Source organism: Streptomyces sp. NPDC050856 (genome assembly GCF_040653855.1).
Taxonomy (GTDB): Bacteria; Actinomycetota; Actinomycetes; order Streptomycetales; family Streptomycetaceae; genus Streptomyces.
This window is the reverse complement of sequence record NZ_JBFAGV010000008.1, coordinates 195,078-214,773: the sequence shown is the minus strand read 5'-3', so window position 1 is coordinate 214,773 and position 19,696 is coordinate 195,078. Positions and strand designations below refer to the sequence as shown.

At 72.6% G+C, this 19,696-nt stretch carries 15 protein-coding genes; 7 read left to right on the top strand and 8 right to left on the bottom strand.

Annotated features, from left to right (window positions below):
• Window positions 1–132: 132 nt before the first annotated feature.
• Window positions 133–2,679, bottom strand: coding sequence for an FtsX-like permease family protein (locus tag AB0H53_RS10935; protein WP_362109814.1), 2,547 nt, complete (start codon window positions 2,677–2,679; stop codon window positions 133–135).
• Window positions 2,676–3,422: an ABC transporter ATP-binding protein gene (locus AB0H53_RS10930; protein WP_362109843.1), complete on the bottom strand. Its 747-nt coding sequence runs from the start codon at window positions 3,420–3,422 to the stop codon at window positions 2,676–2,678. The genes AB0H53_RS10935 and AB0H53_RS10930 overlap by 4 nt, the downstream gene beginning before the upstream one ends.
• A gap of 268 nt (window positions 3,423–3,690) precedes the next feature.
• Here AB0H53_RS10930 and AB0H53_RS10925 point away from each other — a divergent pair, with 268 nt between their 5' ends.
• Together AB0H53_RS10925 and AB0H53_RS10920 are read left to right on the top strand one after the other, a co-directional pair.
• Window positions 3,691–4,779 carry a histidine kinase gene (locus AB0H53_RS10925; protein ID WP_362109812.1) on the top strand — a complete coding sequence of 363 codons (1,089 nt, stop codon included), beginning with the start codon at window positions 3,691–3,693 and terminating at the stop codon, window positions 4,777–4,779.
• Window positions 4,767–5,411 carry a response regulator transcription factor gene (locus AB0H53_RS10920; protein ID WP_362109810.1) on the top strand — a complete coding sequence of 215 codons (645 nt, stop codon included), beginning with the start codon at window positions 4,767–4,769 and terminating at the stop codon, window positions 5,409–5,411. Before AB0H53_RS10925 ends, AB0H53_RS10920 begins: the two co-directional genes overlap by 13 nt.
• A 26-nt stretch (window positions 5,412–5,437) precedes the next feature.
• Here AB0H53_RS10920 and AB0H53_RS10915 read toward each other — a convergent pair whose 3' ends face one another.
• The 6 genes from AB0H53_RS10915 to AB0H53_RS10890 all read right to left on the bottom strand — a co-directional run bounded on the left by AB0H53_RS10915 (window position 5,438) and on the right by AB0H53_RS10890 (window position 12,309).
• Window positions 5,438–8,731: a BTAD domain-containing putative transcriptional regulator gene (locus AB0H53_RS10915; protein ID WP_362109808.1), complete on the bottom strand. Its 3,294-nt coding sequence runs from the start codon at window positions 8,729–8,731 to the stop codon at window positions 5,438–5,440.
• Between the two features lie 48 nt (window positions 8,732–8,779).
• Complete coding sequence (locus tag AB0H53_RS10910) at window positions 8,780–9,775, bottom strand: helix-turn-helix domain-containing protein (protein ID WP_362109806.1); 996 nt, start codon at window positions 9,773–9,775, stop codon at window positions 8,780–8,782.
• Window positions 9,776–9,827: 52 nt separating this feature from the next.
• Window positions 9,828–10,631, bottom strand: a complete 804-nt coding sequence (locus AB0H53_RS10905; protein WP_362109804.1) for an ABC transporter permease — start codon at window positions 10,629–10,631, stop codon at window positions 9,828–9,830.
• Window positions 10,628–11,614 (bottom strand): ATP-binding cassette domain-containing protein, encoded by a 987-nt coding sequence (locus tag AB0H53_RS10900; protein WP_362109802.1) that lies wholly within the window; start codon window positions 11,612–11,614, stop codon window positions 10,628–10,630. Before AB0H53_RS10900 ends, AB0H53_RS10905 begins: the two co-directional genes overlap by 4 nt.
• Window positions 11,615–11,843: 229 nt before the next feature.
• Complete coding sequence (locus tag AB0H53_RS10895; protein ID WP_362109800.1) at window positions 11,844–12,071, bottom strand: hypothetical protein; 228 nt, start codon at window positions 12,069–12,071, stop codon at window positions 11,844–11,846.
• The gene (locus tag AB0H53_RS10890) at window positions 12,061–12,309 is read right to left on the bottom strand and encodes a hypothetical protein (RefSeq protein ID WP_362109798.1); all 249 of its coding nucleotides are present in this window, start codon (window positions 12,307–12,309) and stop codon (window positions 12,061–12,063) included. Before AB0H53_RS10890 ends, AB0H53_RS10895 begins: the two co-directional genes overlap by 11 nt.
• A gap of 208 nt (window positions 12,310–12,517) precedes the next feature.
• Here AB0H53_RS10890 and AB0H53_RS10885 point away from each other — a divergent pair, with 208 nt between their 5' ends.
• From AB0H53_RS10885 to AB0H53_RS10865, 5 genes are all read left to right on the top strand, one after another.
• The gene (locus AB0H53_RS10885; RefSeq protein WP_362109796.1) at window positions 12,518–13,360 is read left to right on the top strand and encodes a helix-turn-helix transcriptional regulator; all 843 of its coding nucleotides are present in this window, start codon (window positions 12,518–12,520) and stop codon (window positions 13,358–13,360) included.
• Entirely contained in the window at window positions 13,342–13,542 is a 201-nt protein-coding gene (locus AB0H53_RS10880) for a DUF397 domain-containing protein (protein ID WP_362109794.1), read from the top strand. The genes AB0H53_RS10885 and AB0H53_RS10880 overlap by 19 nt, the downstream gene beginning before the upstream one ends.
• A 491-nt stretch (window positions 13,543–14,033) precedes the next feature.
• The gene (locus AB0H53_RS10875) at window positions 14,034–14,495 is read left to right on the top strand and encodes a hypothetical protein (protein ID WP_362109792.1); all 462 of its coding nucleotides are present in this window, start codon (window positions 14,034–14,036) and stop codon (window positions 14,493–14,495) included.
• Window positions 14,492–15,061, top strand: a complete 570-nt coding sequence (locus AB0H53_RS10870; protein WP_362109790.1) for a hypothetical protein — start codon at window positions 14,492–14,494, stop codon at window positions 15,059–15,061. The genes AB0H53_RS10875 and AB0H53_RS10870 overlap by 4 nt, the downstream gene beginning before the upstream one ends.
• A complete protein-coding gene (locus tag AB0H53_RS10865) occupies window positions 15,058–19,683 on the top strand; it encodes a putative T7SS-secreted protein (protein WP_362109788.1) in 4,626 nt (1,541 codons plus the stop codon). The genes AB0H53_RS10870 and AB0H53_RS10865 overlap by 4 nt, the downstream gene beginning before the upstream one ends.
• Window positions 19,684–19,696: the final 13 nt, after the last annotated feature.

Genomic DNA, 19,696 nt, shown 5'->3' with positions numbered 1-19,696 from the left:
ACCTCTGTCAGCGCCCCTCTGCTCGTGCGACCTGGCGAGGAGGTGTCGGGGACCTGGCCCGCAGCCACGTGCGGTCAGCGAGCGACGCACGGCGGCGGCCGGGGCCCCGCCCCTTCCGCGCGTCCCGAACCGCTATTCGCGTACGCCGATGGCCTCGACCGGCTTGGCCCGCAGGGCCAGCCGCACCGGCAGCATCGTCGCCACGACGCCGAGCACCACCGTGACGGCGATCACCGACAGGTAGATCAGCGGAGATCCGGCGGGCAGCGGACGGCCCAGGAAGCCGACGCTCAGCGCCCCCAGCGGCAACACGGTCGTCGCCGTGCCCAGCAGCACCGCGATGGCGCACATCAGCAGCGACTCCCAGCGCAGGGTGCGGAGCACCTGGCGGCGGGTCATGCCGATCAGCCGCATCAGGGCGAACTCGCGGGACCGGGCCGCGGTGGCCACGACCAGGGTGTTGACGACGGCGATGGCGATGTAGACCAGGATCAACGCGAGGCCGGTGAGGTTCACCCAGGCGGCGAGGGTGGCCTCCTGCCGCACCCCGGCGGAGAAGCCGCCCCGGTCCTGCACGGACAGCGAGGGATACGCCTCGGCCAGCTCGCGCAGCGCGGCGCCGACCGCCGCACGGTCGCCGCCGTCCCGCACCCGCACCAGCACCTGCCCGGGGGCGCGGGCCGTGGTGTGCCCGGCCAGGACCTCCTGGGGGACGGTCATCTCACCGAACCCGATGCCGCGTTCGTACGTGGCCACCAGCTCAAGCTCGGTCCGGGTGCCGTCGCCGAGGTACAGCGGGACCCGGTCGCCGACCGAGGTGCCCAGCAGGGTGGCCTGGGTGTCCTCCATGGCCAGGGTCCTGCCGCGCAGCTTCTCGATGTCGCCGTCGACGACCCCGAGGTCGATGGTCCGGGAGAGCTTCTCGGGGGTGACGCCGCGCAACGAGAAACCGGCGAGTTCCTCGTCCTCGAAGACGGTGACGGACAGGAACCCCTTGGACGTGGACACGGACGTGGCCACCTCCACGTCCTCGACCTGGCGGACCCGGTCGACGACCCGCGGTGCCAGACCGCCCGAACCGCCGTCGACCACCACGTAGTCGGCGCCCAGGCCGTCCTCGATCTGCTTGCCGGCGACCGCGGACAGGGTGGTCTGGGTGTAGACGAGGGTCACGCTGAAGCCGATGGCGAGCACCAGCGGCATGACCGCGGAACTCAGCCGTCGCGCCGACGTGGCGCTGTTGGACGCGGCGAGGAAGCCGCTGACCCGGCTCGCCCGCAGCGGCAGGCCGATCACGGCGACCATGGCGCGGACCACCAGGGGCCCCAGCAGGGCGAGCCCGACGAGGCCGATCAGCGCCGCACCGCCGGCCCCGGCGGCGCCGAGTTCGCTGCGCATCACCAGCGGCATCACGGCCGAGAGAGTGCCGATGCCGAGGAGGACGAGACCGAGCAGCACCCGCCAGACGGGCAGTCCGCGGCGTTCCACGGCCGCCTCGCCGAGGGCGTCGACGGGGTTGACGCGGGCGGGGCGGTACGCGGCGATCAGTCCGGCCACGAGGGCGGTGGCGACGCCGAGGACCAGCGCCGCCACCAGCGGGGCGGGGCCGACGACCAGGGGGAGATCGTGGGGAATCGCGCCGAATCCGGCGAAGAGGCCGCGCAGCAGTTCCGCGACGGCCGCGCCGGGGGCGCAGCCCAGGACACCGGCGATGACCGCGACCAGCAGCGCCTCGCTCAGGACCAGCTTGTAGACCTGTCGCGGAGTGGAGCCGATGGCGCGCAGCACCGCGAACTCCCGGCGCCGCTGGTTGACGGAGAGCCCCAGGGTGCCCGCGACCACGAACATGGCGACGAAGGCGGCCATGCCGCCGAAGGAGGTGGCGACCAGCAGGAGCAGCCCGCTGGAGGCGCCGATGTCGGGGAACTCCAGCTTGCTCCGGTCGTTGCCGGTGTAGGCGACGGTGCCGGGGACGGCGTCCTCGATGCGGTCGGCCAGCGCGCCGGCGTCGGCGCCGTCCTCGGCGAGCACGCCGACGGCGTCGAACACGCCGGGGTGGCCGGACAGCCGGGCGGCGGTGGCGGTGGTGAAGAACACCGCGCTGCGGCGCTCCAGTTCGGCGCCGCCGGCCGGCGCGGCGATGCCGGCGACCCGGTACTCGGCGGGTACGGACTCCACGACGACACGGACCCGGTCCCCGGCGCGCACACCGGCGGCCCTTGCGGCGGCCGTGTCCAGCACCACGTCGGTGGCGGACCCGGGCGCCCGGCCCTCGGTCAGCCGGAACGGGCCCAGGGCCGCGCTGTCCCAGCCGTGCCCGGACAGAGGTCCGGTGCCCACGCCGGCCAGGGCGGCGGCGAAGTCGTAGTCGCCCACGGCGCGCTCCACCCCGGGGACGCCGGCCACCGCGCGGACGGCCTCCGCCTTCAGCCGGGACCGCTCCGGCAGCGTCTCGCGGACGGTGAAGTCACCGCCGGGGATCCGCAGGGTCTGGTCACCGCCGATCACCACCGCGGCGCCGGCGTAGCGTTCGGGCGGCACGGACGTCCGCAGCCCCGACTCGACGAGGATGCCGGACGCGGCGAGCACCGCCGTACCGCAGAACAGCGCCACGAAGGCGCCGAGGAACGCCGCCTTGCGGGCGCGCAGGGTCTTCCAGGCGATCTCGAGCACGGTCACCGGCCCCCGAGTCGCGCCATGCGCTCGGCGACGGTCTCGGCCGTCGGGGAGTCCAGCCGTTCGACGAGCCGGCCGTCGGCGAGGAAGAGCACGCTGTGCGCGTACGACGCGGCGACGGGGTCGTGGGTGACCATCAGCACGGTCTGCCCGAGGTCGTGCACCAACTCCTGGAAGAGCCGCAGCACTTCTCCGCCCGTGCGGGAGTCCAGGGCGCCGGTCGGCTCGTCGGCCATGATGACGTCGGGCCGGCTGATCAGCGCGCGGGCGATCGCCACCCGCTGCTGCTGGCCGCCGGAGAGTTCGGACGGGCGGCGGTCCAGGCGGCCGGTCAGCCCGACGCGGCCGGTGATCTCCTCCAGCCAGCCGCGGTCCAGGGAGGCGCCGCTGAGCCGCAGCGGCATGGTGATGTTGTCCCGCACGCTCAGTGCGGGCAGCAGGTTGTACGCCTGGAAGACGAACCCGATCCGGTCCCGCCGCAGCCGGGTCAGTTCGGCCTCGCGCATGCCGGACAGCGGAACACCGCCGAGCCGGACCTCTCCGCCGCTGGGGCGGTCCAGTCCGGCGGCGCAGTGCAGAAATGTGCTCTTTCCGGAACCGGACGGGCCCATTACCGCAGTGAAGCTGCCGCGTGCAAGCTCTACGGAAATACCGCGAAGGGCTTGCACCGCATTCGATGTGGGGCCATAATTTTTGGTTACGTCGCGCAAGGCCAGTGCAGGCGCGTCGGGTGCGCCGTAATTCATGGAATCGCCGGACAAGAGGAAACCCCCGCTCAGAATGACGCCGGGACGCTATCACGAGGCCGCGAAGTCGGACAACGGAGATCTGGATTCACCTGACAAGGTGTGGGCAGATATACCCGAGGGGTGGAACACCGGCTGGGTCCTGAGAAAAAGGATTCGTGAGGCGCGGCCCGAGGTGCGCTATCTCATTGCCGCTGCGCGTTCGGCCGTGGGCTCCTGGTTGGCGCTTCCCTTACTCGTTTTCGCCTGTGTCATTTCCGTGGTGGGGGTGCGCACCGATTTTGTGCCCACCCTGCTGGAGCGAGCCAGTAGAAAACGCGCCAGGGACCTGGACTCCAGTGTCTCGGTTTTCATCAGGAGAAGGATTTCGGTCCCCGAGGAGCTGGCGCCCGGGCCCCAGGACCAACTGGCCCGGTTGCGGCGTGAACTCGGCCGGTCGGCGGCCAACGCGCTGACCGGCCTGCTGGCGGGAATCTTCGTCCTGGTGCCGGTGCTCAGCGCCGCCGTCGCCCTCACCCTCCCGCTGTGGTGGTGGCTGCTCCCGCCGCACATCGTCCTCAGCCCCGCCCTCTTCGACGTCCGCGACTGGCCCACCGCGCTCCTCACCCCGGTGGCGACGGTCCCGCACCTGGCCCTGCTGGTGTACTTCGCCCCGCCGGTGGCGCTGCTGCACGCATCGTTCCGGGTCCGTCAGCTCACCGCCGGCGGCCGGGCGCGGCTCGCCCACCGGCTGGCCGAGGTCACCACCTCCCGGGCGGAGGCCCTGGAGGCGCACGCCGCGGAACTGCGCCGCATCGAACGGGCCCTGCACGACTCCACCCAGAACCGGCTGGTCGCCGTCCGGCTGCACCTGGGCATCATCGAACGCCTCATGGACAGCGACCCCGCCAAGGCCCGCGAGCTGATCGGGGTGACCCAGTCCGCGGCCGAGGAGGCCCTTTCGGAACTGCGGAACGTCGTACGCAGCATCTACCCGCCCGTGCTCGCCGACCGCGGCCTGGCCGGCGCGGTCTCGGCCCTCACCCTGCGCTGCCCGCTGCCGTGCGACCTGGAGATCGGCGAACTGACCCGTGCTCCCGCCGCGGTGGAAGTGGCCGCGTACCACGTCGTCGCCGAGACCCTGACCAACGCCGTCAAATACAGCGGAGCCTCCCGGATCCGTGTGGCGGTGGGAACCGAGGGGAAGATCCTGTACGTCACTGTGACCGACGACGGCCGGGGCGGTGCCGACGAGACCCTCGGCAGCGGACTCGCCGGCATCAGGGGCCGGGTCGCGGCCTTCGACGGAACGACCGAGGTGTCCAGCCCGCCGGGCGGGCCCACGACCATCCGGGTGGAACTGCCATGCGTGTGCTGATCGTCGAGGACGACGCCCTGCTGAGGGCCGGGCTCGAACTGCTGCTGGCGACGGAGGGGATGAAGGTCGTCGGGGCGGTGGACCGGGCCGACCGACTGCCCGCGCTCGTGCAGTCCCTGGCCCCCGACGTGGTGGTGCTCGACGTGCGGCTGCCCCCGACCTACCGCGACGAGGGTCTGCGGGCCGCCGCCGAACTCCGGCGCGAACGGCCCGGGTTCCCGGTGCTCGTGCTGTCCGCGCACGTGGAGGACAACTACGCGACGGAACTCCTCGGCGACGACGCGAGCGGCATCGGCTATCTGCTGAAGGACCGGGTGGGTCACGTCGCGGAATTCATGACGGCACTGCACCGCGTCCACTCGGGCGGCACGGTCATGGATCCCGAGGTGATCTCCCAGCTCCTCGGCCGGCGCCGCAGCCAGGACCCGCTGGACCAGCTCACCCCGCGCGAGCGGGAGGTCCTCGGCCTCATGGCCGAGGGCCACGACAACGGGCGGATCTGCGAGCTGCTGGGTCTGTCGGTGCCGGCGGTGAGCAAGCACATCAAGAACATCTTCACCAAGCTGGGCCTCCCCGCGTCGGGCACCGGTCACCGCAGGGTCCTGGCGGTCCTCGCCTTCCTGAACCGGTAGCGGTGGGCGGGCGCGACCGGGGCCGTTCAGGCCGCGGCCACGAGTGCGCCTACCGCCGCCTCCTGGGAGAGGCGTTCGCCCTCCACGCGCACCCGGCGGAACTCCGCCGCGCCCAGGCGGGCGGTCAGCTCCTCGCCGAGGGCCCGCACCTCGGGGCTCCCCAGGTCCGCCAGGCCCCGCAGCGCCGTCGCCGTGCCGAGCAGCCGCGCGGCCCGCGCCGGCCGGCCCTCGTGCAGGGTGACCGTCGCCAGCAGCTCGGCGACCGTCGCGAGCACCCACATGTCGTTGAGCGGCAGTGCCAGCCGCAGCGCCTCGGCCGCCGCCGCCCGGGCCGCGGTGACGCCACCCGCGTCCCGCGACAGCTCCAGGGCGGCGGTGCGCCGCAGCACCTCGATGTGCAGGAACTCCTTGTCGATGAGCGTGTCGTCGAGCAGCCGCAGCGCCCGTTCGAGCCGTACGGAGGCGATGGAGGGCTGTCCGCGCCGGGTGGCGAGCTCAGCCAGACCCGCGGCCACGAGCACCTCGTACTCGGGCATGGTGCGCCGCGGGCCGCGCAGTACATGGCCGAAACTCACCTCAGCGGCGTTGTACTCCCCGGAGCGCAGTTGTTCGAAGCCGAGCCGGATCCGGATCTGCGCGATGTCGTCGGCCGAGCCGACCGCCTCGATCGCGTCGTGCGCCTCGTGCAGCAGCGCCAGCGTCCCCCCGGTGTCGCCGCGCAGCGAGGTGAACCGGGACAGCATGGAGGTGAGCTGGCCCGTGGACCACTGGTCGCCGAGCTCGCGGAACGACTCCAGCGCGGCTCGCAGATGCCGTTCGCCCGCGCCGACGTCGCCCGCGGTCTCCGCCGCGAAGCCGAGGGCCGCACGGCCGGAGGCCCGTGCCCAGGCGTCCGGGTGGGCGCAGGCCCGCCGGGCGCTGCGTTCCATCTCCTCGTGCTCGCCGGCGAGCTGCCAGCACTTCGGTTCGAGCAGGGCCAGCAGCGGGTGCTCGCCCATGGCGTCGCAGTCGCGGGCGCGCCGGGCCGCCTCGGCGATGCCCTGGTCGCGGTCCTCACCGTCCCTGTCGTGGCCGGCGGGCGCGGGGAGCAGCAGCCGCAGCGTGGTGAACAGCGCCGCGGCGGTCTCCGGTACGCGCGCGCCGAACCGCATCAGCTCGGCGCACCGGCTGTTGGCCTCGGCGTAGCGGCCCCGCATGACCCAGTACCAGCTCAGCGCCAGTCCCAGCCGGACCGCGGTGTCGACGTCCTCGCCGTCCACCGCCCGGCGCAGGGCCAGCAGCACGTTGTCGTGGTCGGCGTCGAGCCGGGCGATCCAGCGCGGCTGGCCCGCGCCGCGCAGTTGCCCGGCGGCGTGTTCCGCGAGCGCGAGGAAGTGCCGGGTGCAGGCGGCCTCCGCCGATTCCCGCTCGCCGGCCTCGGCGAGGCGCTCCGCGCAGTACGCCCTGGTGGTCTCGTGCATGCGGTAGCGCATCTCGCCGCCCTCGGTCTCCCACAGGTGCAGCAGGGACCGGTCGACGAGCGACGACAGGAGGTACGGAACGTCCTCCTCCGCCAGGCCCGGGCCCGCGCCGACGGCGGCGGCGGCGTCCTGGGTCACGCCGTTGCCGGCCGCGGACAGCCGCCGGGCCAGGGTCCGTTCGGGCTCGGTGAGCAGCGCCCAGCTCCAGTCCATGGTGGCGCGCAGGGTGCGGTGCCGGGCCGCGGAGGTGCGATTGCCGACGGCCAGGAGCCGGAAGCGGTCGTCGAGGCGTTCGGTGATCTGCTGGAGGGACATCGAACGCAGCCGGGCGGCGGCGAGTTCGATCGCGAGCGGCAGCCCGTCCAGCTTGCGGCAGATCTCCACCACCTGGGCCGCGTTGGCCGGTGTGAGGGCGAAGCCGGGGCGCACCAGGGCGGCCCGGTCGCAGAAGAGCTGTACGGCGGTGGAGTGTTCGGCCTCGGCCTCGGAGGACGGAAGGTGCAGCGGACCGACCCGGCACATCGCCTCACCGGTGATCATCAGCGGTTCGCGGCTGGTGGCCAGGAGCAGCAGCCTCGGACAGGTGGCCAGCAGTTCGGCGGCGAACCGGGAGACCTCCGTGATGAGGTGTTCGCAGTTGTCGAGGACCAGCAGGACGCGGCGGGCCGACAGGAACGCCGTGAGCTGGTCGAACCGGCTCCGGCCGGAGTGGGGCTGTTCCAGCAGGGGGACGCCGGGGAGGCCGAGCGCCCGCGCGACGGTGTCGGGGAGGTCGTCACCGGCGCGGAGCCCGGCCAGTTCGACCAGGCGTACCAGGTCGGCGGTGTCCGAGTCGGCGCGGGAGGCGAACTCGGTGGCGAGCCGGGTCTTGCCGACCCCGCCCGGCCCGTACAGCGTGACCAGCCGGGAGCCGCGCAGGGAGGTCGCCACCCGCTGCAGCTCGCCGGCGCGGCCGACGAAGCGGGTGATGGGGCTGGGCAGACCCGGCTTCCCCGTCGGCGTGGGCGCGCCGGCCGGCGTCGCGGGCGTCCGGGCCGCCGCGCCGGGTCCGGCGCCCGGGTGCCGCACACCGGTGGGCCGGCCGCCGGGCGGGCCGACGGGGCCCCGCCGGGCGCCGTCGGTCAGCGCGTCGGCGTGGATGCGCCGCAGCTCGGCCGACGGCACGGCACCGAGCTCGTCGGCGAGCGCGGCCCGCAGCCGCTCGTACGCGGCGAGCGCCTCCGCCGGGCTGCCCGAGAGCTGGAGGGCGCGCATGAGCAACCCGGTGGCGCGTTCCCGCAGGGGGTGGGCGATCGTCAGGTCGTGCAGCTCGGACAGGAGTTCCGGCGCGCGGCCCAGTTCGAGCCGGACCTCGATGTGGTCCTCGACGGCGGCGAGCCGCAGCTCCTCCAGCCTGGCGGCGGCGCGCCCGGTGAACCCGACGTCGGCGAACTCGGGCAGGGCCGCCCCGCGCCAGAGCGACAGGGCCTCCCGGAGCACCGACGCGGCCTGTTCGGGGGTGCCCGCGCGCAGCAGCCGACGGCCTTCCGCCGCGAGCCGTTCGAATTGGTGCGCGTCCACGTCCGCGGGACCGACGGCCAGGGTGTAGCCGCCGGGCCCCGAGATCACGCCCACGTCGTCGTGGCCGGCCTGGTGGAGTGTGCGGCGGGCCCGGGAGACCAGCCGGTGCAGTGCGTTGATCCCGCCGGCGGCCGGCGGTTCGTCCTCCCACAGGTCGGCGATGAGCGTGCCGGTGGAGACGAGCTCGGCGGGGTTGAGCGCGAGCCGGGTGAGGAGCAGTCCGACACGGCGGCCGCCCGGCGGTATCGGCCGCCCGTCACGGTCGCGCAGTTCGAGTGGACCCAGAAGCAGTAAACGCACGATCGTCACTCTCCCGGCACAGCTCTTGCTCATCCGCGGCTCATCATGTCATGCGACCAGCTCCCTGGCCGGGCTGTCCGTCGCACATCGATCGGCGCAGTCGCGGCACCACGCACGGGCGGGCTCCGTCGGGGAGTTCAGCATCAGGGCCCCGAGCGCGGTCACCTCGTGGCGCACACTGCTGCCGTTCCTGGTCGTGGAGACCAGCCCGGAGCTGCGCAGCACCGAGGCGTGCTCGCTGGCCGTGGTCACCGAGATGCGCAGCGCGGCGCTGAGTTCACTGGTCGACTGGGGCCGGGTGAGCCGTTCCAGCACGGCCGCCCGGGTCCGTCCGAGCAACTGCGGCAGCGGTCTGGTGGGCCGCTGCGCGTCCTTCACCAGCGCGGTGGCGGCCAGACCGTGCGGGCACACCGGGAACACCATGACGTTCACGGGCCGGACGGCACGCTCGGTCCCGGTGCGTCCCGCCTCGCGGTCCTGCCAGGTGTACAGCCGGGGGGTGCCGCTGAGGAACACCGACGGCACCAGTTCCAGGCCCTGACCGCCCAGGCAGACCTCTCGGTCCGCGCCGTCGTCCACCGTGAGCCTGCCGGCCTGCCACTTGGCGTTGTACTGCAGCCGTTCGAGCGTCTCCGCCAGGCCGAGCTGGGCGACCATGCGCGAATAGCGGTGGCGGGTCTCGTCGAGCATCTCCCGGATGCTCGTCTCGTACGGCGTGACGCACGCCTTCCGGAACTCGGCCAGTGCCGCCAGCGCCCGCCGTGTGTCCTCCGGCACCGCCGCGTCCCGGTCCGGGGAGCGCCGTGACAGCAGGAACGGCATCAGCTCGTCGCTGATGTGCAGCGCGTGCTGCAGGGCCGGGTGGCGCGACGGCCGCGCCGCCACCCAGGCGCGCGCGTGCGACACCCACTTGCCCACGCCCCTGCTCTGGCGCGCCGAGCGCTCCAGATGACCGAGGGCGTACAGCGACTCCGCCTCGGGGCGGGCCAAGGGCGACATACGGGCTTTGGCGATGTCCTCGTGAGTGAAGTGCACGGTCAGCACGCATGTCCTCCTGCTCTGAGTCCAACGTCCGATGTGTCAGCCCGGGGCGACCTCACCTCGTCCGGCGGGCGTACGTGCGTACGGCCAGCGGGAACAGTACGGCGAACAGGACAGCCATCCAGATCAAACTGGCCACGATCGGCCCCGAGGCGTCCCCGCCGAGCAGCAGGGCCCGGGTGGCGTCCACGAAGTGACTGACCGGATTGACACCCACCCACCATTGCAGCCAGCCGGGCATGGTCTCAGGCGAAGCGAAGATGTTGCTGCCGAACGTCAGCGGCAGCACCAGCGCCATGGTGATGCCCGGGACCGCCTGCGGGCTCTGCGCGGCCATGCCGATCAGCACGGACAGCCAGCACATGGTGAGACCGACGCCGATCGCCAGCAGCATCGCGAGCAGCACCTCGACCGGGCCGGTCTCCACCCGGAAGCCCATCGCGAAGGCCAGTGCGAGCAGGACGACCAGCGCCAGGGCGTAGCGCACCACATCCCCGAGGACGGCGCCGACCAGCGGCGCGGAGCGTGCGATGGGCAGGCTGCGGAAGCGGTCGAACACCCCCTTGACGACGTCGGTGTTCAGGGCGAGCCCGGTGCCGGCACTGGCGTACAGGACGATCTGCACCATCAGCCCGGGGACCAGCGGCTGGAGGTACGCCTGCCAGTCACCCGCGATCTCGCCGCCGAACAGCAGCGCGAACACCACGAGGAAGAGCACCGGCTGGATGATCGTGTCCACCAGGGTGGCCGGGGAGCGCAGGATGTAGCGGATGTTCCGGGCGGCCAGGGTGAGGCCGTGCCCGAGGCCGCGCACCGGCCCCACGCGCTCGATGACGGCCGGCTCGACGACGGCACTCATGCCGCACTCCGCTCGATGGTCGATTCGGGGCCGCCGTCGGTGTTCCGGGCGGCGGACTTGCCGGTGAGGGACAGGAAGACGTCGTCCAGGCTGGGCAGTCGCAGCGCGAGTTCGTCCACCGCGATACCCGCCTCGTCCAGCCGCCGCACCAGCGCGGACAGCAGCACCGTGTCGTCGGCCAGGGTGGTGATCAGGCCGGTGTCCGTGTCGGCGGTCGGCGCGGCCTCGGTGAGCATGCCGAGGATGCGCACCACCTCCGGCACGTCCCGGGGGTCGGAGGGCCGCACCTGGAGGGTCTGCCCACCGGTGCGCTTCTTCAGCTCGTCGGCCCGGCCCTCGGCGACCACCCGGCCCTGGTCGATGACCGTGATCCGGTCGGCGAGGCGGTCCGCCTCCTCCAGGTACTGGGTCGTCAGCAGGACGGACACGCCGTCGTTGGCGAGCCCCTGGACGACGTCCCACACCTCGTTGCGGCTGCGCGGGTCCAGGCCGGTGGTCGGCTCGTCCAGGTAGAGCACCTCCGGCCGGCCCACCAGGCTGGTGGCCAGGTCGACCCGGCGGCGCATACCGCCCGAGTACGTCTTGACCGGGCGTCCGCCGGCGTCGGTGAGGGAGAACCGTTCCAGCAGTTCGGCCGCGCGCGCCCGCGCCTCCGCCTTCGGCATTTCCAGCAGCCGGCCGACGAGGACGAGGTTCTCGAAGCCCGTGAGCTCCTCGTCGACCGAGGCGTACTGCCCGGTCAGGCCGATCCGGCGGCGCACCGCGACCGGCTGGCGCAGCACGTCGAAGCCCGCGACGACGGCCCGGCCCTCGTCGGGGCGCAGCAGGGTGGAGAGAATGCGCACGGTCGTCGTCTTGCCGGCGCCGTTGGGGCCGAGTACGCCGAGGATCGTTCCGGTGGGTACGGACAGATCGACGCCGGCGAGCGCCGTCTGTGAGCCGTACCGTTTCACCAGGCCCTCTGCCTGGATCGCGAGTGTCATGGGAACCTCCCTGGTCCGTGAGGGATCCTCCAGGGAGGCTCTGACAACGCGCCCACAACCCGCTGACAGGACGCGAGCGCGCCCCCCCCGGGGCCGCGGGCCCGGTCCCCGCGCGCACCCGGTGCCGTCCTCGCGCTCCCGGCACACGGCCGTGATCGTGAAGCAGGGGGTCGCGCGCGGGGACCCGGCCGGTCCGGTCGGTGCGGGCCCCTCCGCGCGCTCTTTCCGGTCACATCCTGCGGCGGCTGCGGGCGTTCAGCTCGGCGAGGAGCGCGCTGAGCAGCTCGGCCCGGCTCAGGAGCCGGATGTGGCGTGGGTCGGCGGCCCACGGGAGGCCACCACCCAGTGGGCGGAGCCGGAGCACGGGGCCCTCGCGGCCCACCACCCGGCCCACGCGGTCGCGGACGGTGTCCAGCACGGCCACCCCCACGGCGGGTGGCCCCGCTTCACCGGTCACGGTCGACCCCCCTCGTCACCACGTCCGCGAGCAGCCTCGCCACGGGCGCCGAGCACACACCGAGGTGAACGAGGGCGTACCGGGCCTCGCCCTCGCGGTCGTCGAGCCACGGGGTGCGGATGTCCATGGCCGGGAGCTGGACACCGGCCCGGCGCAGGGCGGTCGCGAGCGCGTCCCGCGCGTCCAGGGCCTCTTGGACCTTGAGGGCCGGCGAGGGGGTGTTCGGAGTGTCGGGCATGGCGTCCTCTGTGCGGGTGGGGTTCGGCCGTTTCGATGACCCGGCCGCGCGGCGTGGATTACGTTGCGTAGCGCGGGTGTCACGAGGATGCGCCTGTGCGTGACCGCCGACGCCGTGGGACGGGCCGTGCCTCCCCGGTGTGCGGAGGTGGTGCCACATCTTCCACACGTTGCCCGTCGTCCACCTCAGCACCTCGAAGGGGAGCGGTATGCCGCAGCGACGCGTCATCACCGGCCGCAGCCAGGAACCACGCCAGCGCTTCGCGGAGGAACTGCGCAGACTGCGGGCCGCGAACGGGACGAGCCTGCGCCAGCTCGGGGAACGGCTGGGCTGGGACTGGTCGTTGTTCGGCAAGATGGAAAAGGGCGAGACCTTGGGCAGCCCGGAGGTCGTCCAGGCCCTCGACACCCACTACGGGACGCCGGGCCTGCTGCTGGCGCTGTGGGAGTTGGCGGCGGGGGACCACACGCAGTTCCGCGAGCGGTACCGGCGCTACATGGCTCTGGAGGCCGAGGCGGTGAGCCTGTGGCACTTCGCGGTGAGCGTCCTGCCGGGTCTGCTCCAGACGCCGGGGTACGCGCGGGAGGTGCTGGCGGCGGGCGGGCTGAAGGGCAAGGAGCTGGACCAGCAGGTCGAGGCGCGGATGAGCCGTCGGGAGTTGTTGGAGGGCGAGGACGCGCCGCCCTTCCGCACGATCCTGTCGGAGGCGGTCCTGCGGACGCCGTTGCGGGACGCGGGGGAGTGGCGGGGGCAGTTGCAGTACGTGGCGGAGATGGCCGAGCGTCACCATGTGACAGTGCATGTACTGCCGCAGAGCGCTGGTTTGCACGGTCTCATGGGGGCGGACACGTGGTACTTGCTCCTGCCGGAGGGCAGGACCGTTGTGTACACAGAAAACGGATACCGGGGTGAGCTCATTGAGGAATCCGGTCCGGTCGTGCGATTGCAGACGACGTACGATGCGGTGCGCGACCTGGCATGGTCCCCGGCGGAGTCGCGGAATTTCATCCTGCAGATGTTGGAGGAAGCGACGTGCGATCGATCGACGTGAGTACCGCGTCCTGGCGTAAGAGCAGCCACAGCAACCAGGATGGTGGCGCGTGCGTCGAAGTCTGCCACGACTTCGACGCTGTCGTTCCGGTACGGGACAGCAAGGCCCCCCAGGGGCCCGTGCTTCTTTTCCCGGCGGAGAGCTGGTCGTCCTTCGTGTCGGCGATCAAAGCGGCTGACTGACCGCCTGAACCCACGGGCCGACGACCCCGCGATCCTTCCGTCGCGGGGTCGCTCGCGTGCTCACGCGGACTGATCGCGGCCGGTGCGCGTCGGCCGTGGCTCCACGGGCCCCGGAGCGCCGACAGCGCGCGAGGAACCGCGTTGCGGGTGAGGGCGCTTCACGGGATGAGCGGTGCCACGCTCCCAGCATCGGGCGGTTGTCGGCGGTACGGCGACCTGCCCGGTACGGCGGGCCCCCCGGGTGCCGTCCGGACGAGGCGGTCCGGTGGCCACGCGGTGGCGATCGCCCCGGCCCCGGTACCGCCCGGTCCCCGCGTGCGTTCCCGCACGGCTCCCGCGCCGCTCCGGACACACCCGCCCTCACGACTCGGAGCACCCCGGCAGTCACGGACCGTACGCCATGCGGCCGTCCGGTTGCCCCGGGCGTGACTGTCGGTACCGTAGGGGCGCCGGTGTCAGGCGATGAGGAACGTGATGGGGGACGGTCCGGCATGAGGCTGAGAGAAGAGATCGCCGCCGTGCGCGGCGGCGCGGGGCGTCCGGAGCGGATGCTGGGGGAGTTCCGGCGGTCGGTCCTCCTCGCGCCGATCAGCGGCGGCGGGCTGATGTCCGGCGAACGGGGCGGAGTCCGCTGGCTGTACGCCTTCACGGACGAGGACGCCCTCGCGCGGTTCGTGACCGCGCGCGGCATGGATCCGGCCACCGAGCTGGAGTACGTGTCGATCCTCGGCGCACGGCTCGTCGACGCGGTCGTCCCCTCGCTCGACGGGCCCACGGGCGTGGCCGTGGACGTGGCCGACGAGGACGCGGCGATGTTGTTCCCCCCGGTGCGCGGGGTCGTTCCGGACGCGGTCGCCGTGGACGCGCCCACCGTGGACGCGCCCGCCGCCCGTGCCGCCACCCCTGCGGCGCCCGCCGCCGTCGAGGCGCCGTACCCGGGGGGTGAGCGATGAGCGGGGACAACAAGGACCTGGCCATGGACTCCGGCGCGGTGCAGAACATCACCGAGGGCCTGCGCGGTGCCGTGGCCGAGCTGCGGGAGATCGGAACCACCGGCGGTGCTTCGATGGGGGCCGGGTTCGAGTCGCTGGCGATGACCGGCATGGAGGCCGGGCACCCGGGCGTGGCGGGCGACTTCGAGGGCTTCTGCGAGCGCTGGGAGTGGGGCGTGCGCGCCCTGGTCCAGGACGCCAGCAGCCTGGCGGCCGGCCTGGGCATCGCGGCCGGCACGCTGTGGGAGGAGGACCAGTACCTCCAGGGCGCGTTCAAGGTGGGCGCCAACTCCCTCTACGGCAATCCGCACGCCGACGAGGACGAGATCGAGCAGAAGGCGTGGGGCGACATCTTCCGCGCCGATGTCTACAAGCCGGACTACAGCCCCGAGTCGTTCGAGAAGGCGCGGCAGAACATCGAGGAGACCTGGCAGGCGACCGGCGAGAACCTCAAGGGCAGCGGGACCATCGGGTCGCTCAACGACCTGGTCGAGCAGGCGAGGGGCGACGGGGGCGACAAGCGATGAGCTGGCGGGACTTCACCCCCGATTTCATCGAGGACGCGGGCGAGGACCTGGTCGAGGGGGCCGGCGACCTGGTCGAGTGGGCCGGCGACAAGACGGCCGACCTCGCCGAGGAGGTCGGCTGGGACAGCGGCGCGGACTGGGTCCGGGAGAAGAGCCGTTCACTGGCCAACTCCATGGGCGCCGACGTCGCCGAGATGGAGCTGGACCAGACCGAGGACCCCAAGAAGATCATCTACGGCAGTGTCGCCAAGCTGCGCGAGAACGCCAAGCACCTCGGTGACCTGCGGACCAACTTCGACAAGGTCGGCAAGGGCATCAAGGGGCTGGACTCCAGCGCCATCAAGGGCGAGACGGCCGATGCCTTCGGTGACGCGATCGCGCAGGAGCCGCCGAAGTGGTTCAAGGCCGCCGACGCCTTCGAGAAGGCGCAGAGCGCGCTGACGCGGTTCGCCGAGACGGTGGAGTGGGCGCAGGGCCGGGCCCAGGAGGCGATCGCCGACTACAAGGCGGCGAAGAAGGCGTCCGAGGACGCCCGTGCCGCGTACAACAAGAAGGTCGACGAGTACAACACCGCCCTCAAGGCCGAGCAGGACGACCTGCCGCCCCGCCCCTCCGGTTTCACGGATCCGGGCGAAGCCGGTGTCAAGGCCGCCTACGACAAGGTGATCGAGGCCCGCAAGCAGCGCAACGAGGCGGCGGAGCGGGCGCGGTCGGCGCTGGCCGCGGCCCGTGACGCCGCCCCGCCCAAGCCGTCGTACGCCGAGCAGGTCGGTGACGGCTTCCAGGCGATGCAGATCGACACCGCCCACTTGGTGGGCGGTGTCGTCAAGGGAACCGCCGGCCTGGTCAACTTCGTCCGGTCGGTCAACCCGATGGACCCGTACAACCTGACCCATCCCGCCGAGTACGTGATGAGCCTCAACTCGACGGCGGCGGGCCTGGTCACGGCGGCCAACGATCCGGTCGGCACGGGCAAGAACATGATCGACGCGTTCATGAAGGACCCCGCCGAGGGCGTCGGCAAGCTCATCCCGGAGCTCCTGGGCACCAAGGGCCTGGGCGCGGTCAAGAAGGCCGCGACGGTGGGGAAGTACGCCGACGACCTCAAGCCGCCGGGCCGCACGCGGCTGGACGAGGACGGCCCCGGCGCCACCTCGCGCACCGACAAGGACAAGGTGTGCGTGGACGACCCGGTCGACGTGGCGACCGGCCGGATGGTCCTGCCGCAGACGGACCTGGTCCTGCCGGGCTCGCTGCCACTGGTGTTCACCCGCACCTTCGAGTCGTCCTACCGCGCCGGCCGCTGGTTCGGCCCGTCCTGGGCCAGCACGCTCGACCAGCGCCTGGAGATCGACGCCCAGGGCGTGGTCCTCGTCGGTGAGGACGGCAGCCTCCTCGCCTATCCGCACCCCGCGCCGGGTCTCCCGGTGCTGCCGACGCACGGCCGCCGCTGGCCGCTGGCGCGCACACCCGACGACGGGTTCACCGTCACCGACCCCGAGACGGGCCAGGTCCGGCACTTCACGCCCGAGGGCGTGCTCGCCCAGCTCGACGACCGCAACGGCGCCTGGATCGCGTACGACCACGACGCCGACGGCGCACCGACGGCGATCCGCCACAGCGGGGGCTACCACGTCCGCCTCACCACCGCCGGCGGACGCGTCACCTCGCTCCGTCTCGCCGACGGCACGAAGGTGCTCGACTACGGGTACACCGACGGCCACCTCACGGAGGTCGTCAACTCGTCCCGCCGCCCGCTGCGCTTCGGTTACGACGAGCACGCCCGCATCGTGTCGTGGACCGACACGAACGGCCGCCACTTCGACTACGCCTACGACGACCGGGACCGCTGCGTCGCCCAGTCGGGCACGAACGGGCACGTCAACTCCCGCTTCACCTACCAGGACGGGGTGACCACGGTCACCGGCGCCCTGGGGCACCGGCGCCGCTACCACATCGACGAGCAGGCGCGGGTCGTCGCCGAGACCGACGAGAACGGCGCGACGACGCGGTTCACCCGGGACCGGTTCAACCGGCTGGTGAGCCGCACCGATCCGCTGGGCCGCACGACCCGGATCGAGTACGACGAGCACGGCTGGGTCACCTCGGTGACCCGGCCCGACGGCCGCCGCACCGTGATCGAGTACAACGACCTCGGCCTGCCGGTGCGGGTGACGAGACCGGACGGCACGACGGTCCGCCAGGAGTACGACGAGCGGGGCAACCGCACCTCGGTGACCGGGCCGTCCGGCACCACGCGGTTCACCTACGACGACCGGGGCCATCCGGCCTCGACGACCGACGCCCTGGGCGACACGACGTCGGTCCGCTGCGACGCCGCCGGTCTCGTCGTGGAGTCCACCGACCCGCTGGGCGGCGTCACGCGGTACGAGTACAACGCCCTCGGCCGCCCCGTCACGATCACCGGTCCGCTGGGCGGGGTCACCCGCCTGACGTGGAGCGCCGAGGGCCGGCTGCTGCGCCGGGTGGAGCCCGACGGCGGCGAGCGGACGTGGACCTACGACGGCGAGGGCAATGTGCTCAGCCACACGGACCCGGCCGGCGGCCGGTCCGTGTACGAGTACGGCGACTTCGACCGGCTGACGGCGCGGACGGAACCGGACGGCGCCCGCTACGAGTTCACCCACGACCTCGAACTCCGGCTGACCCGGGTCACCGACCCCCGGGGCCTGACCTGGTCCTACGAGTACGACCCGGCGGGCCGGCTGGTCTCCGAGACCGACTTCGACGGCAGGACCCTCCGGTACGCGTACGACGAGGCGGGCCGGTTGACGGCCCGCACCAACGCGCTCGGCGAGACGGTCCACTACGCCTACAACGAGCTCGGCCAGATCGTCCGCAAGGACGCGGCCGGTGCCGTGACGACGTACGAGTACGACTTCTTCGACGAGCTGGCGCGGGCCACGGGGCCGGACGCGACGCTGAGCCGGGTCCGTGACCGCGCCGGGCTGCTGCGGTCGGAGACGGTCAACGGCCGCACGCTCGGCTTCGCCTACGACGAGCTGGGCCGGCCGGCCCGGCGCACCACGCCGACCGGCGCGGTGAGCGAATGGAGCCACGACGCCGCGGGCAAGCCCACCCGGCTCACCGCGTCGGGCCGCACCCTCACCTTCGAGCACGACGCCTCGGGCCGCGAGCTCACCCGTACCATCGGCTCGTCCGTCACCCTGTCGCACGGCTTCGACGAGCTGGGCCGCCTCACCGACCAGCACCTGATCGGGCACGACGGCCGCACCGTGCAGCGCCGCGGCTACCACTACCGCCCGGACGGCCACCTGACCGCGGTGGACGACGCCGTCAACGGCCGGCGCGCCTTCACCCTGGACGACGCCGCCCGGGTCACGGCGGTGGAGGCGGGCACCTGGTCCGAGCACTACGCCTACGACGCCGCGGGCAACCAGACCGCCGCCTCGTGGCCGGCCGCCCGCCCAGGGGCCCAAGTGGCCGCCGGTCCGCGCACGTACACCGGCAACCACCTCACCAGGGCCGGCGGGCTGCGCTACGAGTACGACGCGCAGGGCCGTGTCGTCCTGCGGCAGAAGACCCGCCTCTCCCGCAAGCCGGACACCTGGCGCTACGAGTGGGACGCGGAGGACCGTCTGGTCGGTGTGACGACCCCGGACGGCACGGTCTGGCGCTACCTGTACGACCCGGTGGGCCGCCGGATGGCCAAACAGCGGCTCACGCCGGGCGGCGAGGTGGCGGAGGAGACCACCTTCACCTGGGAGGGGGCGACCCTGTGCGAGCAGACCACCGTGTCGCACGAGGCAGCCGCGCACCCGGTGGTGCTCACCTGGGACCACCGGGGCCTGCACCCCCTGGCGCAGCGGGAGCGCATTCTCTCGGCGTCCCAGGAGGAGATCGCCGACCGCTTCTTCTCCGTCGTGACCGACCTGGTGGGCACCCCCACCGAACTGGTCGACGAGCGGGGCGGGATCGCCTGGCGGACCCGCTCGACCCTGTGGGGGGCGACAGCCTGGAACCGCGACGCGACGGCCTACACGCCCCTGCGCTTCCCGGGCCAGTACTTCGACCCGGAAACGGAACTCCACTACAACGTCTTCCGCACGTACGACCCGGAGACGGCCCGCTACCTGACCCCGGACCCGCTGGGTCTGGCCCCGGCGCCCAATCCCACGGCGTACGTCCGCAATCCGCTCACGTACTCCGACCACCTGGGTCTGGCCCCCGACGAGTGCACGGTCACGGTCTACCGGAAGCAGACGGAACACCCGCTGAGCCAGCGGGTGCACGTCGACGCGGACGGCAATGTCAGGATCGACGGCGACAACCAGCTCTACGTCAACATGAGCGGCGACATCCGGCACACCGTCGAATTCCGGGGCGACGGCGGTCAGATCGTCTCCTTCGAGGTGCCGAAGAGCTTCGTCGACGAGATCCGCCAGAACGCGGTCCCGCAGAAGCAACCGGACGACCTCGGCTTCACGAAACAGGAGTGGAAGCAACTGAAGAAGTACTACCCGGAGATCTCCGACCCCACCATGGGCCCGGACCTCTACGGTCTGCCGGGCGAGGTCATCGATAAAATGCGAAAAGTGATCATTCCGGGGTCCGGGAAGATCGTCCAGGACTTCGACTGAGAGTTGACAGGAA